Raw genomic sequence first — 20,496 nt, 5'->3', positions numbered from 1 at the left:
CCACACTGCATGGGAACGATCACCGCCCGGTATTACGACTTACTGAGCAACAGCACTCACATCACGCAGTGCCTTGCCCTTCACCGGCGCATCGCCAGCGACGTAGTACGGCGCCTTGCTGCGCGGCAGTGGCTGACGACCACGGATCTTGTCGGCGATTTTCTCGGCCATCATGATCGTCGGCGCGTTCAGGTTGCCGGTGGTGATGATCGGCATGATCGAGGCATCGACCACACGCAGACCCTGCATGCCATGCACGCGGCCCTGACCGTCCACGACCGCCATCTCGTCGGTGCCCATCTTGCACGAGCAGGATGGGTGGAACGCGGTTTCGGCGTGCTCGCGGATGAACTTGTCCAGCTGCTCATCGGTTTGCACTTCGATGCCCGGGCTGATTTCGCGGCCACGGAAGGCGTCCAGTGCAGGCTGTTGCATGATTTCACGGGTCAGGCGGATGCCGTCGCGGAATTCCTGCCAGTCCTGCTCGGTGGCCATGTAGTTGAACAGGATGCTCGGGTGCTGACGCGGATCCTTGGATTTGACCTGGATGCGACCACGGCTCGGCGAACGCATGGAACCCATGTGCGCCTGGAAACCGTGCTCTTGCACACCGTTGCTGCCGTTGTAGTTAATCGCTACCGGCAGGAAGTGGTACTGGATGTTCGGCCATTCGAACTCTTCGCGAGTACGGATGAAACCGCCGGCTTCGAACTGGTTGCTGGCGCCGATGCCGGTGCCGTTGAACAGCCACTCGGCACCGATGGCCGGCTGGTTGTACCAGAGCAGCGACGGGTACAGCGAGACCGGTTGGGTGCAAGCGAATTGCAGGTACAGCTCGAGGTGATCCTGCAGGTTTTCGCCGACGCCCGGCAGATCGTGAACGACCGGGATGTCGAGGCTTTCCAGCAGTTTCGCCGGGCCCACACCGGAGCGTTGCAGAAGTTGCGGCGAAGCGATCGCGCCGGAGCAGACGATGACTTCTTTACGGGCACGGGCTTCAACGCGCTCTTCGGCAGCGCCGACCAGGTAACGTACGCCAACGGCACGCTTGCCTTCGAACAGAACCTTGTCAGTCAGGGCGTGAGTGACGATGGTCAGAGTCGAACGCTTCTTGGCCACGTCCAGGTAACCACGGGCGGTGGAAGCACGACGGCCTTTCGGCGTCACGGTGCGGTCCATCGGGCCGAAGCCTTCCTGCTGGTAGCCGTTCAAGTCTTCAGTGCGCGGGTAACCGGCCTGCACGCCGGCTTCAACCATGGCGTGGAACAGCGGGTTGTTGCCAGCCTTCGGCGTGGTCACGCTGACCGGGCCTTCGCCACCGTGGTAGTCGTTCGGACCGATGTCGCGGGTTTCCGCTTTACGGAAGTACGGCAGGCAGTCGAGGTAGGTCCAGTCTTCCAGGCCTGGCAGTTTTGCCCAGCCGTCGTAGTCCATCGCGTTGCCGCGGATGTAGCACATGCCGTTGATCAGCGAGGAGCCGCCGAGGCCCTTGCCGCGACCGCATTCCATGCGACGACCGTCCATGTACGGTTCCGGATCGGTTTCGTACGCCCAATTGTAGCGACGGCCCTGCAGCGGGAAGGCCAGTGCGGCCGGCATCTGCGTGCGGAAGTCCATGCGGTAGTCCGGGCCGCCCGCTTCGAGCAGCAGGACGGTGACGCCTTCGTCTTCAGTCAGACGGGTCGCCAGGGTGTTACCGGCAGAACCGGCACCCACAATGATGTAATCGAATTCCTGGGACATTGAATGCACCCTCTTTGAAAGTTGGTCAGGTCAGACAGCCGGCGCTTCCCTTGCGGGAGCGGCGATCAGACATGCCCGCGAAGGCGGCTTCGCGGGCAGCGCACGATGGCGGGTCTTAGAACACCGAGACGTAATCGCCCAGCTCGACCTGTACCGATTTGATGCGAGTGAAGTTGTTCAGCGAGCTGATGCCGTTCTCACGGCCAACGCCCGACTGCTTGTAACCGCCAACCGGCATTTTTGCGTCGGACTCGCCCCAGGCGTTGATCCAGCAGATACCGGCTTCCAGTTGGTGAATCACGCGGTGGGCGCGGTTCAGGTCGCGGGTGACGATACCGGCGGCCAGGCCGAAGTCGGTGTCGTTGGCGCGGCGGATCACTTCTTCTTCGGTTTCGTAGGTCAGGATCGCCATTACCGGGCCGAAGATTTCTTCACGGACGATGGTCATGTCGTCGGTGCAGTCGGTGAACACGGTCGGTGCCACGAACGCGCCCTTGGCGAATTCGCCGTCGGTCATGCGCTCGCCGCCGCACAGAACGCGGGCGCCTTCTTCTTTACCCTTGGCGATGTAGCCCAGCACGTTTTCCATGTGCGCGAAGCTGACCAGCGGGCCGAAGTTGGTGTTTTCGTCTTCCGGGTTGCCAACGCGGATGCGCGCAACGCGCTCGACGATCTTGGCTTCGAAAGCGGCTTTCAGGTGGCTCGGCACGAATACGCGAGTGCCGTTGGTGCAGACCTGACCGGAGCTGTAGAAGTTGGCCATCATGGCGGTGTCGGCAGCGCGATCCAGGTCGGCGTCGTCGCAGATGATCAGCGGGGACTTGCCGCCCAGTTCCATGGTCACGTCTTTGAGCGACGAAGCCGAAGCGCTGGCCATTACCTTCTTGCCGGTGTCGGTGCCGCCGGTGAAGGAGATTTTTTCGATGCGCGGGTGCTCGGTCAGCCAGGTGCCGACTTCACGGCCGCTGCCGGTCAGTACGTTGAACACGCCATTTGGAACGCCGGCTTCGGTGTAGATCTCGGCCAGTTTCAGGGTGGTCAGCGAGGTGACTTCGCTCGGCTTGAAGATCATCGCGTTACCGGCCGCCAGGGCTGGAGCGGATTTCCACAGGGCGATCTGGATCGGGTAGTTCCACGCGCCGATACCGGCAACCACGCCCAGCGGCTCGCGACGGGTGTAGACGAATGCGGTGTCACGCAGCGGGATCTGCTCGCCTTCGATGGCGGGTACCAGGCCTGCGTAGTATTCCAGCACGTCGGCGCCGGTGACGATGTCGACGTATTTGGTTTCGGAGAAGGCTTTACCGGTGTCCAGTGTTTCCAGGGCAGCCAGTTCATCGTTGCGCTCGCGCAGGATGTCGACGGCGCGACGCAGGATGCGCGAACGCTCCATGGCGGTCATCGCGGCCCAGATTTTCTGGCCTTTTTCGGCGCTGACGACAGCGCGCTCGACGTCTTCCTTGGTCGCACGTTGCACTTGTGCGAGGACTTCACCGTTAGCCGGGTTGATGGCTTCGAAGGTGGCATCGCTGCCGGCGTCGGAGTACGCGCCATCGATGTAGAGTTTTTGCAGTTCGAAACGGGCCATAGTGTCCTCGCAAGTGCATAAGTGGTTGGCGTTGACCACCGCGATCAGGCTGCGGTGGCGTTCAGGGGCCGAGCGTTTTCTGTGTGCTCTAGCTCACCTTCTTGGCCAATTGGAAATCCATGTATTCGTAAGCGATCTGTTGCGCCTGCGCAGTGTCGAAAGCGTCTCCCGACAGCGCGCCGCGCAACCACAAGCCGTCGATGAGAGCTGCCAGTCCACGGGCGGCGGTGCGCGCATCTTCGAGCGGCAACACACGGCGGAACTCGCAGCACAGGTTGGAATACAGACGGTGATCGTTGATCCGCTGCAACCTGTGCAAAGACGGCTGGTGCATGCTGGTGGCCCAGAAGGCCAGCCAGGTTTTCATTGCCGGGCCATTGACCTGGCTGGCGTCGAAGTTGCCCTCGATGATCACCTGCAGATGCGCCCGGGGGCTGCTGTCTGCCAGCGCCTGACGGCGCGCGGTGACGTTCTCGCTGAGGACGCTCATCAGATACCGCATCGTGGCGGCAATCAGGCCGTTCTTGTCCTGAAAATAGTGACTGATGATGCCATTCGAGACACCGGCCAGACGGGCGATCAGCGCAATGCTGGCGTCCCCCATTCCGACCTGATCGACGGCCTGCAAAGTGGCTTCGATCAGTTGTTGGCGGCGGATGGGTTGCATACCGACCTTGGGCATCTTGCACATCTCCTTAGGCCTTCCGACGGGCGATGAACGCCGATCGGATTGAGGGCCAGTCTATTTTGTTTTGATTGAACGTTCAATCAACAAAGAATAAGATCTGCGACAAATCGTCGCTGCCTACAGATTTTTCCTACGAGTAAGTGGCGATAAACCGACATCCGAAAATGCTCGAAACCTGCGCGGGGCAAGGTGCGGTTCGACGTTCGATGGACGTGTTGAATGGGCAAGACGCTCGAGGCCAGGTTTCGGATGAACGTCCGGACCTCGGCCACGACGGCGATTCGCGGTGCCATCTCTGCAGGTTCGGGCTTTTTTCGGGGTGTCTTTATATCACCCGCCGGTCGGCTGCCAACTAACCGATTGGTCGGGTTCCGTGTTGCCTTGTGTTCTTCTCTCGCACTGCCTGGAGCATTTGTGCCATGAGTTCTGCCTCGCTTATAAAGACCCCGCCCGAGAAGGTGACGGTCAACGGTTGGGTGTTCTACACCTCTACCGTGCTGATTCTGTTGTTGACCGCCATTCTGATCATCGCCCCGCAAGAGGCCGGCAGAATGTTGGGAGTGGCTCAGGCCTGGTTGTCCCGCAGCTTCGGCTGGTACTACATGGTGGTGATCGCCGCTTACCTGGTTTTCGTGGTGGGCCTGGCGTTTTCCTCCTACGGCAAACTCAAACTGGGTAGCAAGGACGACACCCCTGATTTCAGCTACGGCGCCTGGGCGGGGATGCTGTTCTCGTCGGGTATCGGTATTTCGCTGCTGTACTTCGGCGCGTCCGAGCCGCTGGATCACTACTTCAATCCGCCGGAAGGCGCATCGGCCACCAACCTGGCGGCACGTCAGGCTGTCCAGCTGACCTTCCTGCACTGGGGCCTGCACGGCTGGGCGATCTACGCACTGGTCGGTCTGGCCGTGGCTTATTTCGCTTACCGTCACAACCAGCCGCTGGCACTGCGTTCGGCGCTGTATCCGCTGGTGGGCGAGCGTTGGGTCAAGGGCGCTGCCGGTCATGCGGTAGACGGCTTCGGCATGTTCGTGACCCTGCTGGGTCTGGTGACCAACCTGGGGATCGGTTCGCTGCAAGTGTCCTCGGGCCTGGAAAACCTGTTCGGCATGGAACACAGCAACACCAACCTGCTGATCGTGATCATCGTGATGAGCACCGTGGCGACCATCGCTGCCGTGTCCGGTGTGGAAAACGGCATCCGTCGTCTGTCCAACCTCAACATCATTCTGTTCAGCGGCCTGCTGATTTTCGTCCTGCTGTTCGGCCCGACCCTGCACCTGCTCAACGGCTTCGTTCAGAACATCGGCGACTACCTCAACGGCGTGGTCATGAAGACCTTCGACCTGTACGTCTATGAAGGCGACAGTGCCAAGTCCGACCGCTGGCTGGGCCTGTGGACTCTGTTCTACTGGGCGTGGTGGATTTCCTGGGCCCCATTCGTAGGCATGTTCATCGCGCGTATTTCCCGTGGCCGTACCGTGCGTGAACTGGTGGCCGGCGTGCTGCTTATTCCGCTGGGCTTCACCCTGGCGTGGCTGTCGATCTTCGGTAACTCGGCACTGGACCTGGTGATGAACCACGGTGCGGTGGAACTCGGCAAGACGGCGCTGGAACAGCCGTCGATGGCGATCTATCAGTTGCTGGAACACTACCCGGCGTCGAAAGTCGTCATCGGTGTGTCGATCTTCGTAGGTTTCGTGCTGTTCCTGACCCCGGCCGACTCCGGCGCGGTGATGATGGCCAACCTTTCCTGCAAGGGCGGCACCGTCGACGAAGACGCGCCGCACTGGCTGCGGATCTTCTGGTCGGTCGTGATCACCCTGGTGACCATCGGCCTGCTGTTCGCCGGTAACTTCGAAGCCATGCAAACCATGGTGGTGCTGGCCGGTCTGCCGTTCTCGGTGGTGCTGGTGTGCTTCATGTTCGGCCTGCACAAGGCCATGCGTCAGGACATGCAGATCGAACAGGAGCAGGCGCAACTGGCTGAACGCGGTCGTCGTGGTTTCAGCGAGCGTCTGACTCAACTGGACCTGCAACCGAGCCAGTCGGTGGTGCAGCGCTTCATGGACAAACACGTCACTCCGGCGCTGGACGATGCAGCTGCCCAGTTGCGTGCCCAAGGCCTGGAAGTGCAGACGCTGCTGGGTAAATCCAAGCGTTGCATGGGCGTGCGGGTCGAGATGGAAGAGGGCAACCCTTTTGTCTACGAAGTGAGTCTGGACGGCTACCTGGCGACCCCGACCGAATCGGCCCAGTCCGATGAAGCGCGCCAGCGTTACTACCGCGCTGAGGTGTATCTGCACAACGGCAGCCAGGATTACGACCTGATGGGCTTCACGCAGGATCAGATCACACGCGATGTGCTCGATCAGTTTGAAAGCCATCGGCAGCTCCTTGGCCGGGTGTACAGCTAAAAGCGATTGTTCATTCCCACGCCCTGCGTGGGAATGATGAAAACAAAAACGCCGCGATCCTCTCGCGGCGTTTTTGTGTCTGCTCTCTTTACCCCAGGTTCTTCCCGAGCAGCGCGTGATACAGCTCGCTGTCCCCAAGAATCCCCACCACATGGTTATTGTCGTGCAGCACCAGTTTGTTGCCGGTCTGATAACGGATCTGCAACGCGTCACGCATGCCGATGTTCGAGTCCACCAGCGTCGGACGGCGATCGAGGCCTTCCACCGCTTGCCCCGGCACCCAGTTCTGCAGGTCGAGTACCGAGCCGTTCTTGCGTGCACCCTTGATGGTGTTGCCTTCGGCCAGGTCCAGCCACGAATCGCCGCCCGGATCGAGGCACACCGAACCGTTGATGCGTTTGCAGTTGTCCAGGGTGCGCATCAGGCTGCGACCGCAGAGCACGTTCAGCGGATTGGTGTGGGCGACGAAGGTGCGCACGTAGTCGTCCGCAGGGTTGAGCACGATCTCTTCCGGCACGCTGTACTGGATGATCCGGCCATCTTTCATGATCGCGATGCGGCTACCCAGTTTCAGCGCCTCGTCGAGGTCGTGGCTCACGAACACGATGGTCTTGCTCAGCTTGCGTTGCAGTTCCAGCAATTCGTCCTGCAGGCCCTGACGGATCAGCGGGTCGAGGGCCGAAAACGGTTCGTCCATCAGCAGAATGTCGGCGTCCATCGCCAGCGCGCGGGCCAGGCCCACACGCTGCTGCATGCCGCCGGACAGTTCGTTGGGTTTCTTGTTACGCCACTGGGTCAGGCCCACCAGCTCAAGTTTGTCATCCACCAGTTTGCGCCGTTCTTTCTCGGGACGGCCCTGCATTTCCAGACCGAAACTGATGTTCTCGCGCACGGTCAGCCAGGGCATCAGGGCGAACTTCTGGAACACCATCGCAATGCGCTTGGTGCGCATCATCTTCAGTTCGGCCGGGCTGCAGGAGGCGATGTCGATCTGCTTGCCTTCGTGCTCGACGAACAGCTTGCCACGGCTCACGGTGTTGAGGCCGTTGATGCAGCGCAGCAGGCTGGACTTGCCGGAGCCGGACAAACCCATCAGTACACAGATTTCGCCTTTCTCGATATCCAGGCTGGCCTTTTCAACGCCGACAATCTGCCCGGTCTTTTTCAGGATCTCGTTACGGGTCATGCCCTGATCCAGCAGCTTGAGTGCCTCGCGCGGATCCTTGGCGAAGATAACGTCTACGTTGTCGAAGCGGATTATGCTCATGCGTCACCCCCTACTTTGGCGTCGGGTTGTTTGCAGATACGGTCGAGCATGATCGCCAGCAGTACGATCGCCAGGCCCGCTTCGAAGCCCAGGGCGATATCAGCAGTGTTCAGTGCGTTGACCACCGGTTTGCCGAGTCCGTCGGCGCCCACCAGTGCCGCGATCACCACCATCGACAGCGACAGCATGATGCACTGGGTGATGCCGGCCGCGATGCTCGGCATGGCGTGGGGCAGTTCGATCCGTGAAAGCAGTTGGCGACGCGAGCAGCCGAAGGCCTTGCCAGCGTCCATCAGTTCTTCCGGGACATCGCGGATGCCCAGGTAGGTCAGGCGGATCGGCGCAGCGATGGCGAACACCACCGTGGAGATCAGGCCCGGAACCACGCCCAGCCCGAAGAGGGTCAGGGTAGGAATGAGGTAAACGAAGGTCGGTACGGTCTGCATCAGATCGAGCACCGGCCTCATCAAAGTGTAGAACATCGGTTTGTGCGCGGCGACGATGCCCAGCGGCACGCCGATGACCACGCAGACCAGGGTCGCGAACATGACCTGGGCGAGGGTTTCCATGGTTTCCTGCCAGTACCCCAGGTTGAGGATCAGCAGAAAGGAGGCGATCACGAAGGCGGTGAGGCCCCATTTGCGTTGAATGAAGTGCGCGAGCAGAGCGATGAGGCCGATCAACACCAGCGGGTTGAACCAGGTCAGCGCAAACGTCACGCCGTGGATCATCGTTTCCAGGGTCACGGCGATTGCGTCGAAGGTGCTGGCGCCGTGTTGCGTCAACCATTCAACGAAGCCCGCGATGTACTGGCCTAAAGGGATTTTCTGATCAATCAGCATGGTAGTGAACGTCCGCATGCAAGGAAATAACAGCCCGGGCGGGACTGGCCCGCCCGGCATAAGCGATTACTGATTCAGCTTGGCTTTCACGGCCTCCAGGCCAGGTTTACCGTCAATGGTGGTCACGCCAGCGAGCCAGGTATCGAGCACCTGTGGATTCTTTTTCAGCCAGGCCTTGGCGGCCGCGTCAGGCTTCATCTTGTCGTCGAGGATGTTGCCCATCAGGGTGCTTTCCATGTCGACGGTGAACTCCAGATTCTTCAGCAATTGACCGACGTTGCTGCATTCCTCGACGTAGCCCTTGCGGGTGTTGGTCGCGACGGTGGCCGCGCCGAAATCCGGGCCGAAGAAGTCGTCGCCGCCGGTCAGGTATTGAATCTTGAAGCGCTTGTTCATCGGGTGCGGCGCCCAGCCGAGGAACACTACGGCGGTGTCGCGCTTCTGCGCACGGTCGACCTGCGAGAGCATGCCCGCCTCGGACGATTCGACGACCTTGAAGCCGGCGTCTTTCAGACCGAAGGCGTTCTTGTCGATCATGCTCTGGATCAGGCGGTTGCCGTCGTTGCCAGGCTCGATGCCGTAGATCTTGCCGTCGAGCTCTTTCTTGAATTTGGCGATGTCGGCGAAGTCATGCAGGCCCTTGTCGTACAGCGCCTGCGGCACGGCGAGGGTGTATTTGGCGCCCTTGAGGTTGGTGCGCACCACTTCCACGGTGCCGGCGTCACGGTAGGCCTTGATGTCGTTTTCCATGGTCGGCATCCAGTTGCCGAGGAACACGTCCATGTTCTTGCCGTCGGCCAGCGACTTGTAGGTCACGGGTACGGAGATCATGGTGGTCTTGGTCTTGTAGCCGAGGGCGTCGAGCACCACGCTGGTGGTCGCGGTTGTTGCGGTGATGTCGGTCCAGCCGACATCGGAGAAGTTAACGGTACTGCACTGCGCCGGTTCTGCGGCTTGAGCCAGTAACGGCAGACTCAGCATGGCGGCCAACAACAACGACGGGGAACCTTTCATGGATGGACTCCTTGGTGTTTTTTTTGGCAGTGTTCCGACTGGACCACCGCACTTATAGGTTGCGGTTGGATGGCGTTCTGGAGACAGCTCTGTCACGGCGCCTTGCAATCGAGTCGATACGATCATGTACCAGTGAAAATCTGACGCCTACAGGGTGCGTCGTATCCAGTACAGGGATGGTCGCATCCAGTGTCAGTGACGTCGTTTACAGCTTTTTTCAGCCCTGTTTGGCCATCTGAACCGCATAAAAACGGCGAAAACACGGGCGAAAACCGGCACGGCGTTCGTGGGCATGAGTGCGTCGGTGTCAGACGCCGTGCGACCCGGGAAAAGCCTGATGATGCGGGCATTCCGGCGGATCGCAGCTTGAGCGTAGCAGCTCCGCCAGCGGGCGCTTCACGCCCCGGACCGGCACTCTCAGGAGCTCTGCATCAATGGCTATCAGCGTTTTCGACCTGTTCAAAATCGGCATTGGTCCCTCCAGTTCTCACACCGTCGGGCCGATGCGCGCCGCGGCGCTGTTCGTCGAGTCGCTGCGCGACAGATTCCTGCTGGAGCAGGTTCGGCGGATCGAAGTGCAGCTGTTCGGTTCGCTGTCGGCCACCGGTGTCGGTCACGGCAGCGACAACGCGGTGATCATGGGCCTGATGGGCGAGTGGCCGGACGCGATCGACCCGTCGCAGATCGGCCCGCGGATCCAGGCCCTGCGTGAAACCCACACCCTTTTACTGGATGGTCGTTTGTCGGTGCCTTTTATATGGGCCCGCGACATGCGCCTGATCGACGAGAACCTGCCGTTCCACCCCAACGCCATGACCCTGATTGCCGAAGGCGATCACGGTGAGATTCATCGCGACACCTACTATTCGGTCGGCGGCGGTTTTGTCGTCGATGAGGCGCAGGCCTCCAGCGGTGTGGTGGATCTGGATCGCACCGAATTGCCCTATGACTTCTCCAGCGCCGTCGAACTGCTGGAGCTGTGCAAGCAGAACAACCTGCGCGTGGCCGAACTGATGATGGCCAACGAGAAAGTCTGGCGCAGTGAAGAGGAAATCCGTGCCGGGCTGATGAAGCTCTGGCGGGCGATGCAGGATTGCGTCGAGCAGGGCCTCAAACACGAAGGCATCCTGCCCGGCGGCCTCAATGTGCGCCGGCGTGCAGCCAAGCTGCACCGCAGTCTTCAGGAATTGAACAAGCCCAACGTGATCGGCTCGACCCTCAGCGCCATGGAGTGGGTCAACCTGTTCGCCCTGGCGGTGAACGAAGAGAACGCGGCCGGCGGGCGCATGGTCACGGCGCCGACCAACGGCGCGGCCGGGATCATTCCGGCGGTGCTGCACTACTTCATGAAATTCAGCGAAGCGGTGACCGACGCCAACGTGGTCGACTATTTCCTCGGCGCGGCGGCGGTGGGGATTCTGTGCAAGAAGAACGCTTCGATCTCCGGCGCCGAAGTCGGTTGCCAGGGGGAGGTCGGTTCGGCCTGCGCAATGGCGGCGGCAGGGCTGGCGGAAGTGCTCGGTGCCACGCCGGAGCAATTGTGCAATGCGGCGGAAATCGGTCTGGAGCACAACCTCGGCCTGACCTGCGATCCGGTGGGCGGTCTGGTCCAGGTGCCGTGCATCGAGCGCAATGCGATTGCGGCGGTGAAAGCGATCAACGCGGCGCAGATGGCCTTGCGCGGCGATGGTCAGCACTTTATTTCGCTGGACCGGGTGATCCGCACCATGCGCGATACCGGCGCCGACATGCATGACAAATATAAGGAGACTTCACGGGGTGGATTGGCGGTCAGCGCGGTCGAGTGCTGATACGCCGACAGCGCCGGACCAGTCAAAACTGCGCACCAAGTGAGCATGGACAATAAAACGCGCCACCTTTTGGCGCGTCGCAATCAGATAAGAGTGTTTCCCACCCGCATGGCCGGATTCGCACCGGCTACCGTCCGTCATCCGTGCCAGCGGTGACACTGTAGGACAATCCCCCGCAGCCCTGTTCCCACAAGTGCTACCGATCTGCTCACGCACGCCGGGGCAGGGCTTTCACCGCCGCTGATGGCACTTCGAACAACCTTTCGTCGGACGGCTTGTATAGACGCGTCGCGACGTCGTTTTCAGGAGTTATTGAACAGCCATTCAATTTTAGGCATGGCAATTGCTCTGTCATAACAAAGCCCCGTCTCACGCAAGAGAACGATGGCAATAACAAGAGCCTCCGCCTGAGGCCATCACCTGCTTTGTGTGAGGAGATACCGCGATGACGTCGTTCAACTCCGGGGCTCAACCCCAGAACCGTGCGCCTCAATCCATCGGCTTTCTGCTGCTGGACAATTTCACGCTGATTTCCCTGGCTTCCGCAGTCGAACCGCTGCGCATGGCCAACCAGTTGTCCGGTCGCGAGCTGTATCGCTGGACCACCCTCACCGTCGACGGTGGCCAGGTCTGGGCCAGTGACGGTCTGCAGATCACCCCCGACGCCTCCATGCACAAAGCCCCGGCCCTCGACACCATCATCGTGTGCGGCGGGATCGGCATTCAACGCACCGTTACCCGTGAGCACGTCTCGTGGCTGCAAAGCCAGGCACGCCAGTCCCGTCGCCTCGGTGCCGTGTGCACCGGCAGCTGGGCACTGGCCTGCGCCGGCCTGCTCGACGGCTTCGATTGCAGCGTGCACTGGGAATGTCTGGCGGCGATGCAGGAAGCTTTCCCGCGCGTGGCGATGAGCACCCGTCTGTTCACCCTCGACCGTAACCGTTTCACCAGCTCCGGCGGCACCGCACCGCTGGACATGATGCTGCACCTGATCAGCCGCGATCACGGCCGTGAACTGTCCGCCGCGATCTCCGAGATGTTCGTCTACGAGCGCATCCGCAACGAGCAGGATCACCAGCGCGTGCCACTCAAGCACATGCTCGGCACCAACCAGCCGAAACTGCAGGAAATCGTCGCGCTGATGGAGGCCAACCTGGAAGAGCCGATCGACCTCGACGAACTGGCGGTGTATGTCGCCGTGTCCCGTCGCCAGCTCGAGCGCCTGTTCCAGAAATACCTGCACTGCTCGCCGTCGCGCTACTACCTCAAGCTGCGCCTGATCCGTGCCCGGCAACTGCTCAAACAGACGCCGATGTCGATCATCGAAGTGGCGTCGGTCTGCGGCTTCGTGTCGACGCCGCACTTCTCCAAGTGCTACCGCGAATACTTCGGCATTCCGCCGCGTGACGAACGCGTCGGCTCCAACACCACCCAGCAGGTGGCGATGCTGCCGCTGCCGCAGGCCATCGTGATGTCGCCGCTGTCCGGGCCGATGTCGGCGCTGAGCCAGGCGCGCAACGAGTCGACCTTCGCCAGCGTGCGTCTCTAAAACGAAAGATCGCAGCCTGTGACAGCGCCTTCAGGAAAGGCACTGTCGCAGGCTGCGATCTTTTTTCGGTCAGGTATCAGGCGCGGGTCTGCTGGTACTGCGCCAGGGCCGGCAGCAACTGCTTGTCGATGGCTTCACGCACGATCGGCTGGATACTCGCGCTGCTGGTGTACATCTGCTTGACCATGGTGCGCAGCGTGTTGGCCCGCACATCGTCCAGACCGCGCACGGCGCACTCGCAGGCCTGCTGGGCCGTGGAGCCGGACGGTACTTCGAATCCCAACGACTTGAGTTGGCCCAACAGGTCTTCCTGATCGATCAAATCGGCATACATCATGACGCGAATCCTTCTTTGGCAACGGAGGTCGTGGCTCGATTCTGGTAGGCCTGTACAGGCACGGCAAGGGCGATTTGTCGCAGTGTCCACATTGGCTATGAGCATGTCGTTTTCGGCTAACTTGCCGGCCAGGGGAGTGGGCACACTGGACCCAGCTCGCTTCACGAAGGTTTGGTCACCCTCGGCATGGCAGCTCCTCAACAGTACCCTCGCCCCGATCCTGTCACGGCTTGTATCGGGGCTTTTTTTTGCCTGTGTGTCAGGTAAATCGAGGTGCATTCATCGCCAGCAGGCTGGCTCCCACATTGAAATGCGCTCTTTGTGGGAGCCAGCCTGCTGGCGATGAACGATGACGCGGACTAGCGTTGCAACACCAGAATCCGTGACAGCAGCTCGTCCCGGTCGATGTAGCAGCCCTGAAAATGCCGGGCCCCGGTGGTCGGGTCGAACGCATTGCGGGCATGCAGGGTGCGGCGGTTGTCGAAGCACCACAGCTCGCCCGGATTGAGCCGCTGCATCACCCGGAAACGCGGCTCGCGGGTCATGGCGATGAAGCGCCGATACGCGCGATACAGCAGGGGCATTTGCTCCACGGACGTGTCGAAAGCACCACGCAGAAAGTTGGCCATGCGGATTTCCGCAACCCGGCCTAAGGCATCGAGGGCGATGATCGGCGCGAGACAGCGATAGTCGCTGTGGCGGTCCTTGTTGCGAAACTCCACCGGGATCTCGCACAGTGCCTTGAACGACGCGGGATCTTCCTGGCGCAACGCTTCGGCAATCGCAAAACCGTCGACGAAAATACTCTCGCCACCCTCGGCGTCGTTCATCAGACAATGCAGAAATTGCAGCCCCGGTTGCAGCTCGCGGGTCGGCAGGTCCGTGTGCAGCGGCAAGTTGAAAGCGGTGTAGGCATTGCTGTCGGCATCGGCCTTGGATTGCACGTTGAACAGCACGCCGAAATTGCTCTCGCGGATGAACGAAATGCGCTGGGCGATCAGCTTCAGCGAGCCGGGTTCGGTGGGCACGCCGCGGACCTGGGTCAGGCCGATGTCGCGTACCGCGAGCAACCATTGCAGCAGTGCCGCGTTGTCGTTCATCAGTGCTGAATAGTCGAACACCGGCAACTGCAAATCGCTGTGCCACAGGAAGGATTTAGGCTTGGCGGCAAGGCGTTCTGCACGGGACTCATCGTCATAGGCGTGAGCCCTCAACCATCCGGCATCGAAACGGCTGAGGTGGCCGTCCTGCCAGTCGATACGCAAGCAGCCGTCGGTGTCGATATGCGCGGCAGAGGGCGACAGATCCGGCGCCGCATCGACGATCTCGAACACCTGCTCGCGGGTAACGCTGTAGACGCACTGCGGACACGGGCAGTTGTCCCGCAGCCACACGTGGTGGAACGGGCTGACGCGCCCGTCGGCCCATTCGATCAGAACGCGATCCGCCAGGTTCTGCACGCCGTTCAGCGCGCTGATCAACGGATAAGTACGAAAATCGGCTACTGCGGCGGCGGTCTGCATGGCGGCTCCTTGCGATGGATAGATTTACCGGGCTGGGGGCAGGGCGATGACCCGGCCGATGTAAGTCGGGGCAGGCAGGTCGGCCTGCTCGGCGACGATGGCTTGCAGGCGGCTCAGGGTGTCCGGTGTGAACGGTGCCGAGCGCGGCCCGGCGAGGTCGACGTGCAGCAGCATCTGTTCGTTGCCGGCCAGTTCCTTGTCACCGCCGGCCAGGTGCAGGCTGTGATAGAGATGCAGGCGTTTCTGGTCGTGGCCGATGATCTGCGTGCGCACTTCGACCTCGGCATCGAGCTTCACTTCGTGCAGGTAGTTGAGGTGCAGTTCGAGGGTGAACAGCGAGTGGCCGCTGGCTTCGCGGTTGTTGCTGTCCATGCCGAGACGATCCATCAGGGCGTCGGTGGCGTAGCTGAAGATCAGCAGGTAGAAGGCATCGCGCAGGTGGCCGTTGTAGTCGACCCAGTCGGGGATGATTCTGGTTTGGTAGGTGGTGAGGATGGGCATATTTATCTCCGGGCACGAGCGTTCCCACGCTTTGCGCGGGAACGCTCAATCTGCAATTACTCGCTGAAACTCATTCCATGCTTCTCTTTGGTGGTCTTCACCGCCTCAAGCACCGCCAGCAAGCAATCATCACGATAGCGCTCCAGCGCCGAAATACTGTGGCGGCCCAGTTGATCGCTGGTGCCATCCACCACATCGTCGATCAACTTGTCCGTCAGTTCCGGCGCCGGCAGATACGTCCACGGCAGCTGGAGCGCCGGACCGAACTGCGACATGAAGTGACGCATGCCGGCATCGCCACCGGCCAGGGTATAAGTCAAAAATGTACCCATGAACGACCAGCGCAGACCGGCGCCAAAACGGATCGCATCATCGATTTCACCGGTGGTCGCCACGCCGTCGTTGACCAGATGCAGCGCCTCGCGCCACAGCGCTTCGAGCAGGCGGTCGGCGATGAAGCCCGGCACTTCCTTGCGCACATGCAGCGGGCGCATGCCGAGGGATTCGTAGACTTTCATCGCGGCCTGCACGGCCTCCGGTGCGGTGTTCTTGCCGCCGACCACTTCGACCAATGGCAGCAGGTAAACCGGGTTGAACGGGTGACCGACCACGCAGCGTTCCGGGTGGGTCGAGCTCTCGTAGAACTCGCTAGGCAACAGGCCGGAAGTGCTTGAACCGATCAGCGCATTCGGCTTGGCCGCCGCGCTGATCTTGCTGTGCAGCTCCAGTTTCAGTTCAAGGCGTTCCGGGGCGCTTTCCTGGATGAAATCCGCATCGCGCACGCACTCTTCAATGGTCGTCACAAAACGCAGGCGATCCTGCGAAGCACCCGGCGCCAGACCGTTTTTCTCCAGCGCGCCCCAGGCATTGGCCACGCGTTTGCGCAGGGCCGCTTCGGCACCCGGCGCCGGGTCCCAGGCCACCACGTCGAGGCCGTGGGCGAGGGCGCGGGCGACCCAGCCGCTGCCGATGACGCCGCTGCCCAGTGCTGCGAAGGTTTTGATTTCGGTGATAAAGCTCATGGTCACTTCCTGGAATGAGGCAAAAAAACGGTGAGCGCCAATGGCCCGCCCACCGGGGGAAAGGGTGATTTCAGCCGCGCTGGGTCAGGCCCATCTTCTTGCGACCTTCTGCCGGGGTCAGCACCCGGGCGCCGAGGCGGCTGAGGATCTCGGTGGCGCGTTCGACCAGTTGGCCGTTGGTCGCCAGCACGCCTTTGTCCAGCCACAGGTTGTCTTCCAGACCGACCCGCACGTTGCCGCCAAGCAGCACCGCTTGCGCGGCCATCGGCATCTGCATCCGGCCGATGCCGAAGCCTGCCCACACTGCGTCGGCGGGCAGGTTGTCGACCATGGCTTTCATGGTGGTGGTGTCGGCCGGCGCGCCCCACGGGATGCCCAGGCACAGCTGGAACAGCGGGTTGTCGAGCAGGCCTTCCTTGATCATCTGTTTGGCGAACCACAGGTGACCGGTGTCGAAAATCTCCAGCTCCGCTTTCACGCCCAGCTCGGTGATGCGCTTGGCACCGGCACGCAACTGGGCCGGGGTGGAGACGTAAATGGTGTCGCCGTCGCCGAAGTTCAGGGTGCCGCAATCCAGCGTGCAGATTTCCGGCAGCAGCTCTTCGACATGGGCCAGACGGGTCAGCGGGCCGACCAGATCGGTGTTCGGGCCGAACTCCATCGGGTTCTCGCCCGGGCCGATTTCCAGGTCGCCACCCATGCCGGCGGTGAGGTTGACGATGATGTCGACGTCGGCTTCGCGGATGCGCTCCATGACTTCGCGGTACAGCGCCACGTCACGGCTGAACTTGCCGGTCTGCGGGTCGCGGACGTGGCAGTGCACGACGGTGGCGCCGGCCTTGGCCGCTTCGACGGCGGCTGCGGCGATCTGCTTTGGAGTGACCGGCACATGAGGGCTCTTGGCGGTCGTGTCGCCAGCACCGGTGAGTGCGCAGGTGATGATGACGTCGTGGTTCATGGTGCGTTTTCCTTCAGGCGTGATGGGTCTGTCCGCAGCCCTGGGCGGGCTGCGAAGTGGTTCGTTCGTTGCGGTTTATTTGCTGGTGAGCTGGAGGTTTTCAGCCGCCGGCTTGCCATCGAAGGTGGTCACGCCTTCGAGCCAGCGCTGTTTGTCCTGCGGATGATCCTTGAGCCATTGCTTGGCCGATTCGAAGGCGTCCTTGTGATCGAGCAGCGGCTGCATCATCCGGCTCTCGTCTTCGGCGGTGAACGTCAGGTTGCTCAGCAGGCGACCGACGTTCGGGCATTGTTCGGCGTATTTCGGCGCGGTGACGGTCCACACGGTGGCCATGCCTTCGTTCGGGCCGAGGGCGTCGTCGCTGCCGGTCAGATAAGTCATCTGCACATTGACGTTCATCGGGTGCGGCGCCCAGCCGAAGAACACCACGGCTTCCTTGCGGCGCACGGCGCGGTCAACGGCGGCGAGCATGCCGGCCTCGCTGGATTCCACGAGCTGGAACTTGCCGAGGCCGAACTGGTTCTTGGCGATCATCGCCTTGATCTGGGTGTTGGCGCCCGAGCCTGGCTCGATGCCGTAGATCTTGCCGCCTAGTTCTTTCTCGAACTTGGCGATGTCGGCGAAGGTTTTCAGGCCCTTGTCCGCCAGATAGGTCGGTACGGCGAGGGTGGCGCGGGCATCTTTCAGGCTCGGCGCCGGAAGAACCTTGACCTGATTGGCATCGACGAACGGGGTGATGGTCTGGGTCATCAACGGGTTCCAGTAGCCGAGGAACAGATCCAGACGCTGGTCGCGGATGCCGGCGAAGATGATTTGCTGGGAGGCGCTGGTCTGTTTGGTGCTGTAGCCGAGGCCGTCGAGCAGAACCTGAGTCATGGCGCTGGTGGCGATCACGTCGGTCCAGTTCACCACGCCCATGCGCACGTTCTGGCACGACGCAGGTTCGGCCGCCATGACACTGGCGCTTAAAAACGCGGTACCGCTGAGTGCGAGAACACAGCTGCTGATCAGTCGTTTCATGTCGGGTTCCTCGGCAGGTCGTTATTGTGGGTTCCGGCGTCTGTCGCGCCGGTGATGCCAAGTTACGCAGCAATGCCCCTGTGAAAACGCACTGCGGCGACTGGCTCTTGCACTGTAGCGACCTGTGCTCTTGAACGCCGACGGCAAACGGCGTATCAACGTTGCACGCTACCCGCTGACCGAGTGCGCACCATGTCCCAGGATTTCTACTTTCTGTTGATGCCGGGTTTTTCCGCCATCGGTTTCATCTCCGCGATCGAACCGCTGCGGGTGGCCAACCGCTTTCGCGGCGAGCTGTACCGCTGGCACGTCTTGAGTGCCGATGGTGGGGCGGTGCTGGCGAGCAACGGGATGTCGGTCAACGCCGATGTGGCGCTGGAACCGCTAAAGAAAGGGGCGACGTTGCTGGTGGTCGCCGGGTTCGAACCGCTGAAATTCGCCACCCCGGCGCTGGAGCACTGGCTGCGACGGCTGGACAACGAAGGCGTGACCCTCGGCGCCATCGACACCGGCAGCTTCGTCCTCGCCGAAGCGGGCCTGCTCGATGGTCATCGCCTGACCCTGCACTGGGAGGCCATCGACGCCTTCAAGGAGTCTTATCCACAGCTCAGCGTCACTCAGGAACTGTTCGAGATCGACCGTCGGCGCATCACGTCCGCTGGCGGCACCGCCTCCATCGACCTGATGCTCGACCTGATCGCCCAGGCCCACGGCCCGCAACTGGCGATCCAGGTCAGCGAGCAATTCGTATTGGGGCGGATTCGTCCGCGCAAGGACCACCAGCGCATGGAAGTCGCCACGCGTTACGGCATCAGCAACAAGAAACTGGTGCATGTGATCGGCGAGATGGAGCAGCACAGCGAACCACCGTTGACCACCCTGGAGCTGGCGGAGTCGATCAAAGTGACGCGGCGGCAACTGGAGCGCTTGTTTCGGCTGCATCTGAACGACACGCCGAGCAACTTCTATCTGCGCTTAAGACTGGAAAAGGCCCGGCAGCTGTTGCGCCAGACCGACATGAGCGTGCTGGAAGTCAGCATCGCCTGCGGGTTTGAATCACCGTCGTACTTCACCCGCAGCTACCGGGCGAAGTTTGCCCGGTGTCCACGAGAGGACCGGCGTACTGCTCAGGCCTGAGTTACTTCTTCATCAAAGCCGAGCCGGCCGCTTTGTAAGCCTCATGCTGATACTTGTTCAGCGTGCCCGGCAGCTCGAAATTGTGCTTCTTGGCCTGGGCATTGATCGTCTGCGGCGACAGCAGGGTAACCTCGCAACCGTCCAGCAACTGAAACACGCCCTCGATCTTGAACGTGGTCGGCCCACCGGCGAATTCGCCCTTCTTGCTGCGTTTCTTGATCGCGATGCGATCAATGGCGTTTTCCCGCACGAATGAAGCTACCTGCGCGGCAAATACTTTGACGTTGGCAGCCTCGTCGTCATCGTCCAAGGCGATTTTCTTGGTGCTCAGAGCGACATGGCTCAGCGCCGAACCGTCGAGGGACGCCACGGCGATGATCGCCTCACTGCCTTTGATTTCGATACCGCAGATGTTCATGTGAATCCCTTGATTGGCTGTAGAGGTGCAGCTTACAGCTCGAGCTGGTTGGCAGTGATGCCAAACGCTGCTGCAATCTTCTCGCGAGTGACCTTGCGCGGCTTTGCAACGGTTTCCTGCTGGGCGAAGGCTGGTTGCGAAATGCCCATGCGTTTCGCCACTTCTTCCTGAGTCAGGTTGAGATGTTCGCGCCAGGCCCTGATCGGAGTTGCCCCGTCGACAATGCGACTGACCACCTCATGGGGGATCAGGTCAGGCTCCATTTTCTGCGCGACATACTGTGCGTAAGGAATGACCACGAAAGCGGGCTTGCCCTCGGAATCATTGATGATTTGGATGTCAGTAAGTGCGTTCATCGCGTTTTTTTACCTCTTGAATACTGACCACTTTGATCGCGCCATCCCAGTCGAACATGACACGGTAATTACCGACGCGCAGCCGATAGGCGTAGTCATGACCAACCAGTGCTTTCACATTACCCACATCAGGCATATCAGCGAGCACCGTGATGGCATCTCTGACCTGGCACTGATGAGCGGAATGCAATTTCAGGAGTTGCTTAACGGCCTTTCGAGTCCAGTGGATGCTGTTCATGGCAGAATATAAGTCTTTTATAAGATTTGCGAATCTTTGCTTATATTTTTCAGGTGGCCAATAAACA

19 protein-coding genes are annotated in these 20,496 nt (G+C 61.1%); 4 read left to right on the top strand and 15 right to left on the bottom strand.

The genetic code is table 11. The annotated features are described in order from the left end of the window. Nucleotides 1-39 precede the first annotated feature (39 nt). The 3 genes from betA to betI form a co-directional block, all read right to left on the bottom strand. Nucleotides 40-1,743: a choline dehydrogenase gene (betA, locus tag M5B98_RS06510; protein ID WP_248742257.1), complete on the bottom strand. Its 1,704-nt coding sequence runs from the start codon at nucleotides 1,741-1,743 to the stop codon at nucleotides 40-42. A gap of 115 nt (nucleotides 1,744-1,858) precedes the next feature. Continuing rightward, nucleotides 1,859-3,331: a betaine-aldehyde dehydrogenase gene (gene betB, locus M5B98_RS06505; protein ID WP_085709136.1), complete on the bottom strand. Its 1,473-nt coding sequence runs from the start codon at nucleotides 3,329-3,331 to the stop codon at nucleotides 1,859-1,861. An 88-nt stretch (nucleotides 3,332-3,419) separates the two neighbouring features. Then, nucleotides 3,420-4,013 carry a transcriptional regulator BetI gene (gene betI, locus M5B98_RS06500; RefSeq protein ID WP_085688616.1) on the bottom strand — a complete coding sequence of 198 codons (594 nt, stop codon included), beginning with the start codon at nucleotides 4,011-4,013 and terminating at the stop codon, nucleotides 3,420-3,422. Nucleotides 4,014-4,438: 425 nt separating this feature from the next. On the opposite strand from betI, the gene betT reads away from it, so the two are divergent. Next, nucleotides 4,439-6,436, top strand: a complete 1,998-nt coding sequence (gene betT / locus M5B98_RS06495) for a choline BCCT transporter BetT (RefSeq protein ID WP_085709137.1) — start codon at nucleotides 4,439-4,441, stop codon at nucleotides 6,434-6,436. 88 nt (nucleotides 6,437-6,524) lie between these two features. Here the strand turns inward: betT and choV are convergent, their stop codons facing one another. The 3 genes from choV to M5B98_RS06480 form a co-directional block, all read right to left on the bottom strand. After that, complete coding sequence (gene choV / locus M5B98_RS06490; protein WP_085709138.1) at nucleotides 6,525-7,703, bottom strand: choline ABC transporter ATP-binding protein; 1,179 nt, start codon at nucleotides 7,701-7,703, stop codon at nucleotides 6,525-6,527. After that, nucleotides 7,700-8,545, bottom strand: coding sequence for a choline ABC transporter permease subunit (gene choW, locus M5B98_RS06485; RefSeq protein WP_085709139.1), 846 nt, complete (start codon nucleotides 8,543-8,545; stop codon nucleotides 7,700-7,702). Before choW ends, choV begins: the two co-directional genes overlap by 4 nt. A gap of 66 nt (nucleotides 8,546-8,611) precedes the next feature. Further along, nucleotides 8,612-9,559: a choline ABC transporter substrate-binding protein gene (locus M5B98_RS06480; RefSeq protein ID WP_134828356.1), complete on the bottom strand. Its 948-nt coding sequence runs from the start codon at nucleotides 9,557-9,559 to the stop codon at nucleotides 8,612-8,614. Between the two features lie 434 nt (nucleotides 9,560-9,993). On the opposite strand from M5B98_RS06480, the gene M5B98_RS06475 reads away from it, so the two are divergent. Next, entirely contained in the window at nucleotides 9,994-11,370 is a 1,377-nt protein-coding gene (locus M5B98_RS06475; protein ID WP_248742256.1) for an L-serine ammonia-lyase, read from the top strand. Between the two features lie 445 nt (nucleotides 11,371-11,815). After that, nucleotides 11,816-12,919, top strand: coding sequence for a GlxA family transcriptional regulator (locus M5B98_RS06470; protein ID WP_065260190.1), 1,104 nt, complete (start codon nucleotides 11,816-11,818; stop codon nucleotides 12,917-12,919). 76 nt (nucleotides 12,920-12,995) lie between these two features. On the opposite strand, the gene M5B98_RS06465 is transcribed toward M5B98_RS06470, so the two are convergent. The 6 genes from M5B98_RS06465 to M5B98_RS06440 form a co-directional block, all read right to left on the bottom strand. Next, entirely contained in the window at nucleotides 12,996-13,256 is a 261-nt protein-coding gene (locus M5B98_RS06465) for a hypothetical protein (RefSeq protein WP_085688602.1), read from the bottom strand. Nucleotides 13,257-13,615: 359 nt separating this feature from the next. Then, on the bottom strand, nucleotides 13,616-14,779 hold the full coding sequence (locus M5B98_RS06460; protein WP_248742255.1) for a gamma-butyrobetaine dioxygenase: 1,164 nt from the start codon (nucleotides 14,777-14,779) through the stop codon (nucleotides 13,616-13,618). Nucleotides 14,780-14,803: 24 nt separating this feature from the next. Beyond that, the gene (locus tag M5B98_RS06455; RefSeq protein ID WP_248742254.1) at nucleotides 14,804-15,280 is read right to left on the bottom strand and encodes a thioesterase family protein; all 477 of its coding nucleotides are present in this window, start codon (nucleotides 15,278-15,280) and stop codon (nucleotides 14,804-14,806) included. Between the two features lie 56 nt (nucleotides 15,281-15,336). Further along, nucleotides 15,337-16,302, bottom strand: a complete 966-nt coding sequence (locus M5B98_RS06450) for an L-carnitine dehydrogenase (RefSeq protein ID WP_248739981.1) — start codon at nucleotides 16,300-16,302, stop codon at nucleotides 15,337-15,339. A 70-nt stretch (nucleotides 16,303-16,372) separates the two neighbouring features. Then, nucleotides 16,373-17,260 carry a 3-keto-5-aminohexanoate cleavage protein gene (locus M5B98_RS06445; protein ID WP_064380223.1) on the bottom strand — a complete coding sequence of 296 codons (888 nt, stop codon included), beginning with the start codon at nucleotides 17,258-17,260 and terminating at the stop codon, nucleotides 16,373-16,375. 75 nt (nucleotides 17,261-17,335) lie between these two features. Beyond that, nucleotides 17,336-18,280, bottom strand: coding sequence for a choline ABC transporter substrate-binding protein (locus M5B98_RS06440; protein ID WP_248742253.1), 945 nt, complete (start codon nucleotides 18,278-18,280; stop codon nucleotides 17,336-17,338). Nucleotides 18,281-18,472: 192 nt separating this feature from the next. Between M5B98_RS06440 and M5B98_RS06435 the strand changes: the two genes are divergently transcribed. Beyond that, nucleotides 18,473-19,417 (top strand): GlxA family transcriptional regulator, encoded by a 945-nt coding sequence (locus M5B98_RS06435; protein ID WP_248742252.1) that lies wholly within the window; start codon nucleotides 18,473-18,475, stop codon nucleotides 19,415-19,417. 1 nt (nucleotide 19,418) lies between these two features. On the opposite strand, the gene M5B98_RS06430 is transcribed toward M5B98_RS06435, so the two are convergent. Genes M5B98_RS06430 through M5B98_RS06420 form a run of 3 tightly spaced genes read right to left on the bottom strand, consistent with a single transcriptional unit; the run spans nucleotide 19,419 to nucleotide 20,429 of the window. Next, nucleotides 19,419-19,835 (bottom strand): DUF3010 family protein, encoded by a 417-nt coding sequence (locus M5B98_RS06430; RefSeq protein WP_248742251.1) that lies wholly within the window; start codon nucleotides 19,833-19,835, stop codon nucleotides 19,419-19,421. Between the two features lie 32 nt (nucleotides 19,836-19,867). Next, nucleotides 19,868-20,191: a helix-turn-helix domain-containing protein gene (locus M5B98_RS06425; protein ID WP_248742250.1), complete on the bottom strand. Its 324-nt coding sequence runs from the start codon at nucleotides 20,189-20,191 to the stop codon at nucleotides 19,868-19,870. Continuing rightward, nucleotides 20,175-20,429 (bottom strand): type II toxin-antitoxin system RelE family toxin, encoded by a 255-nt coding sequence (locus M5B98_RS06420; protein ID WP_169432231.1) that lies wholly within the window; start codon nucleotides 20,427-20,429, stop codon nucleotides 20,175-20,177. The genes M5B98_RS06425 and M5B98_RS06420 overlap by 17 nt, the downstream gene beginning before the upstream one ends. Nucleotides 20,430-20,496: the final 67 nt, after the last annotated feature.

This window comes from Pseudomonas sp. MWU12-3088 (genome assembly GCF_023242405.1).
In the GTDB taxonomy this organism is placed as follows: domain Bacteria; phylum Pseudomonadota; class Gammaproteobacteria; order Pseudomonadales; family Pseudomonadaceae; genus Aquipseudomonas; species Aquipseudomonas kribbensis.
Note: the sequence above shows the minus strand (reverse complement) of the source record. Positions and strands in the feature narration are given on the sequence as shown.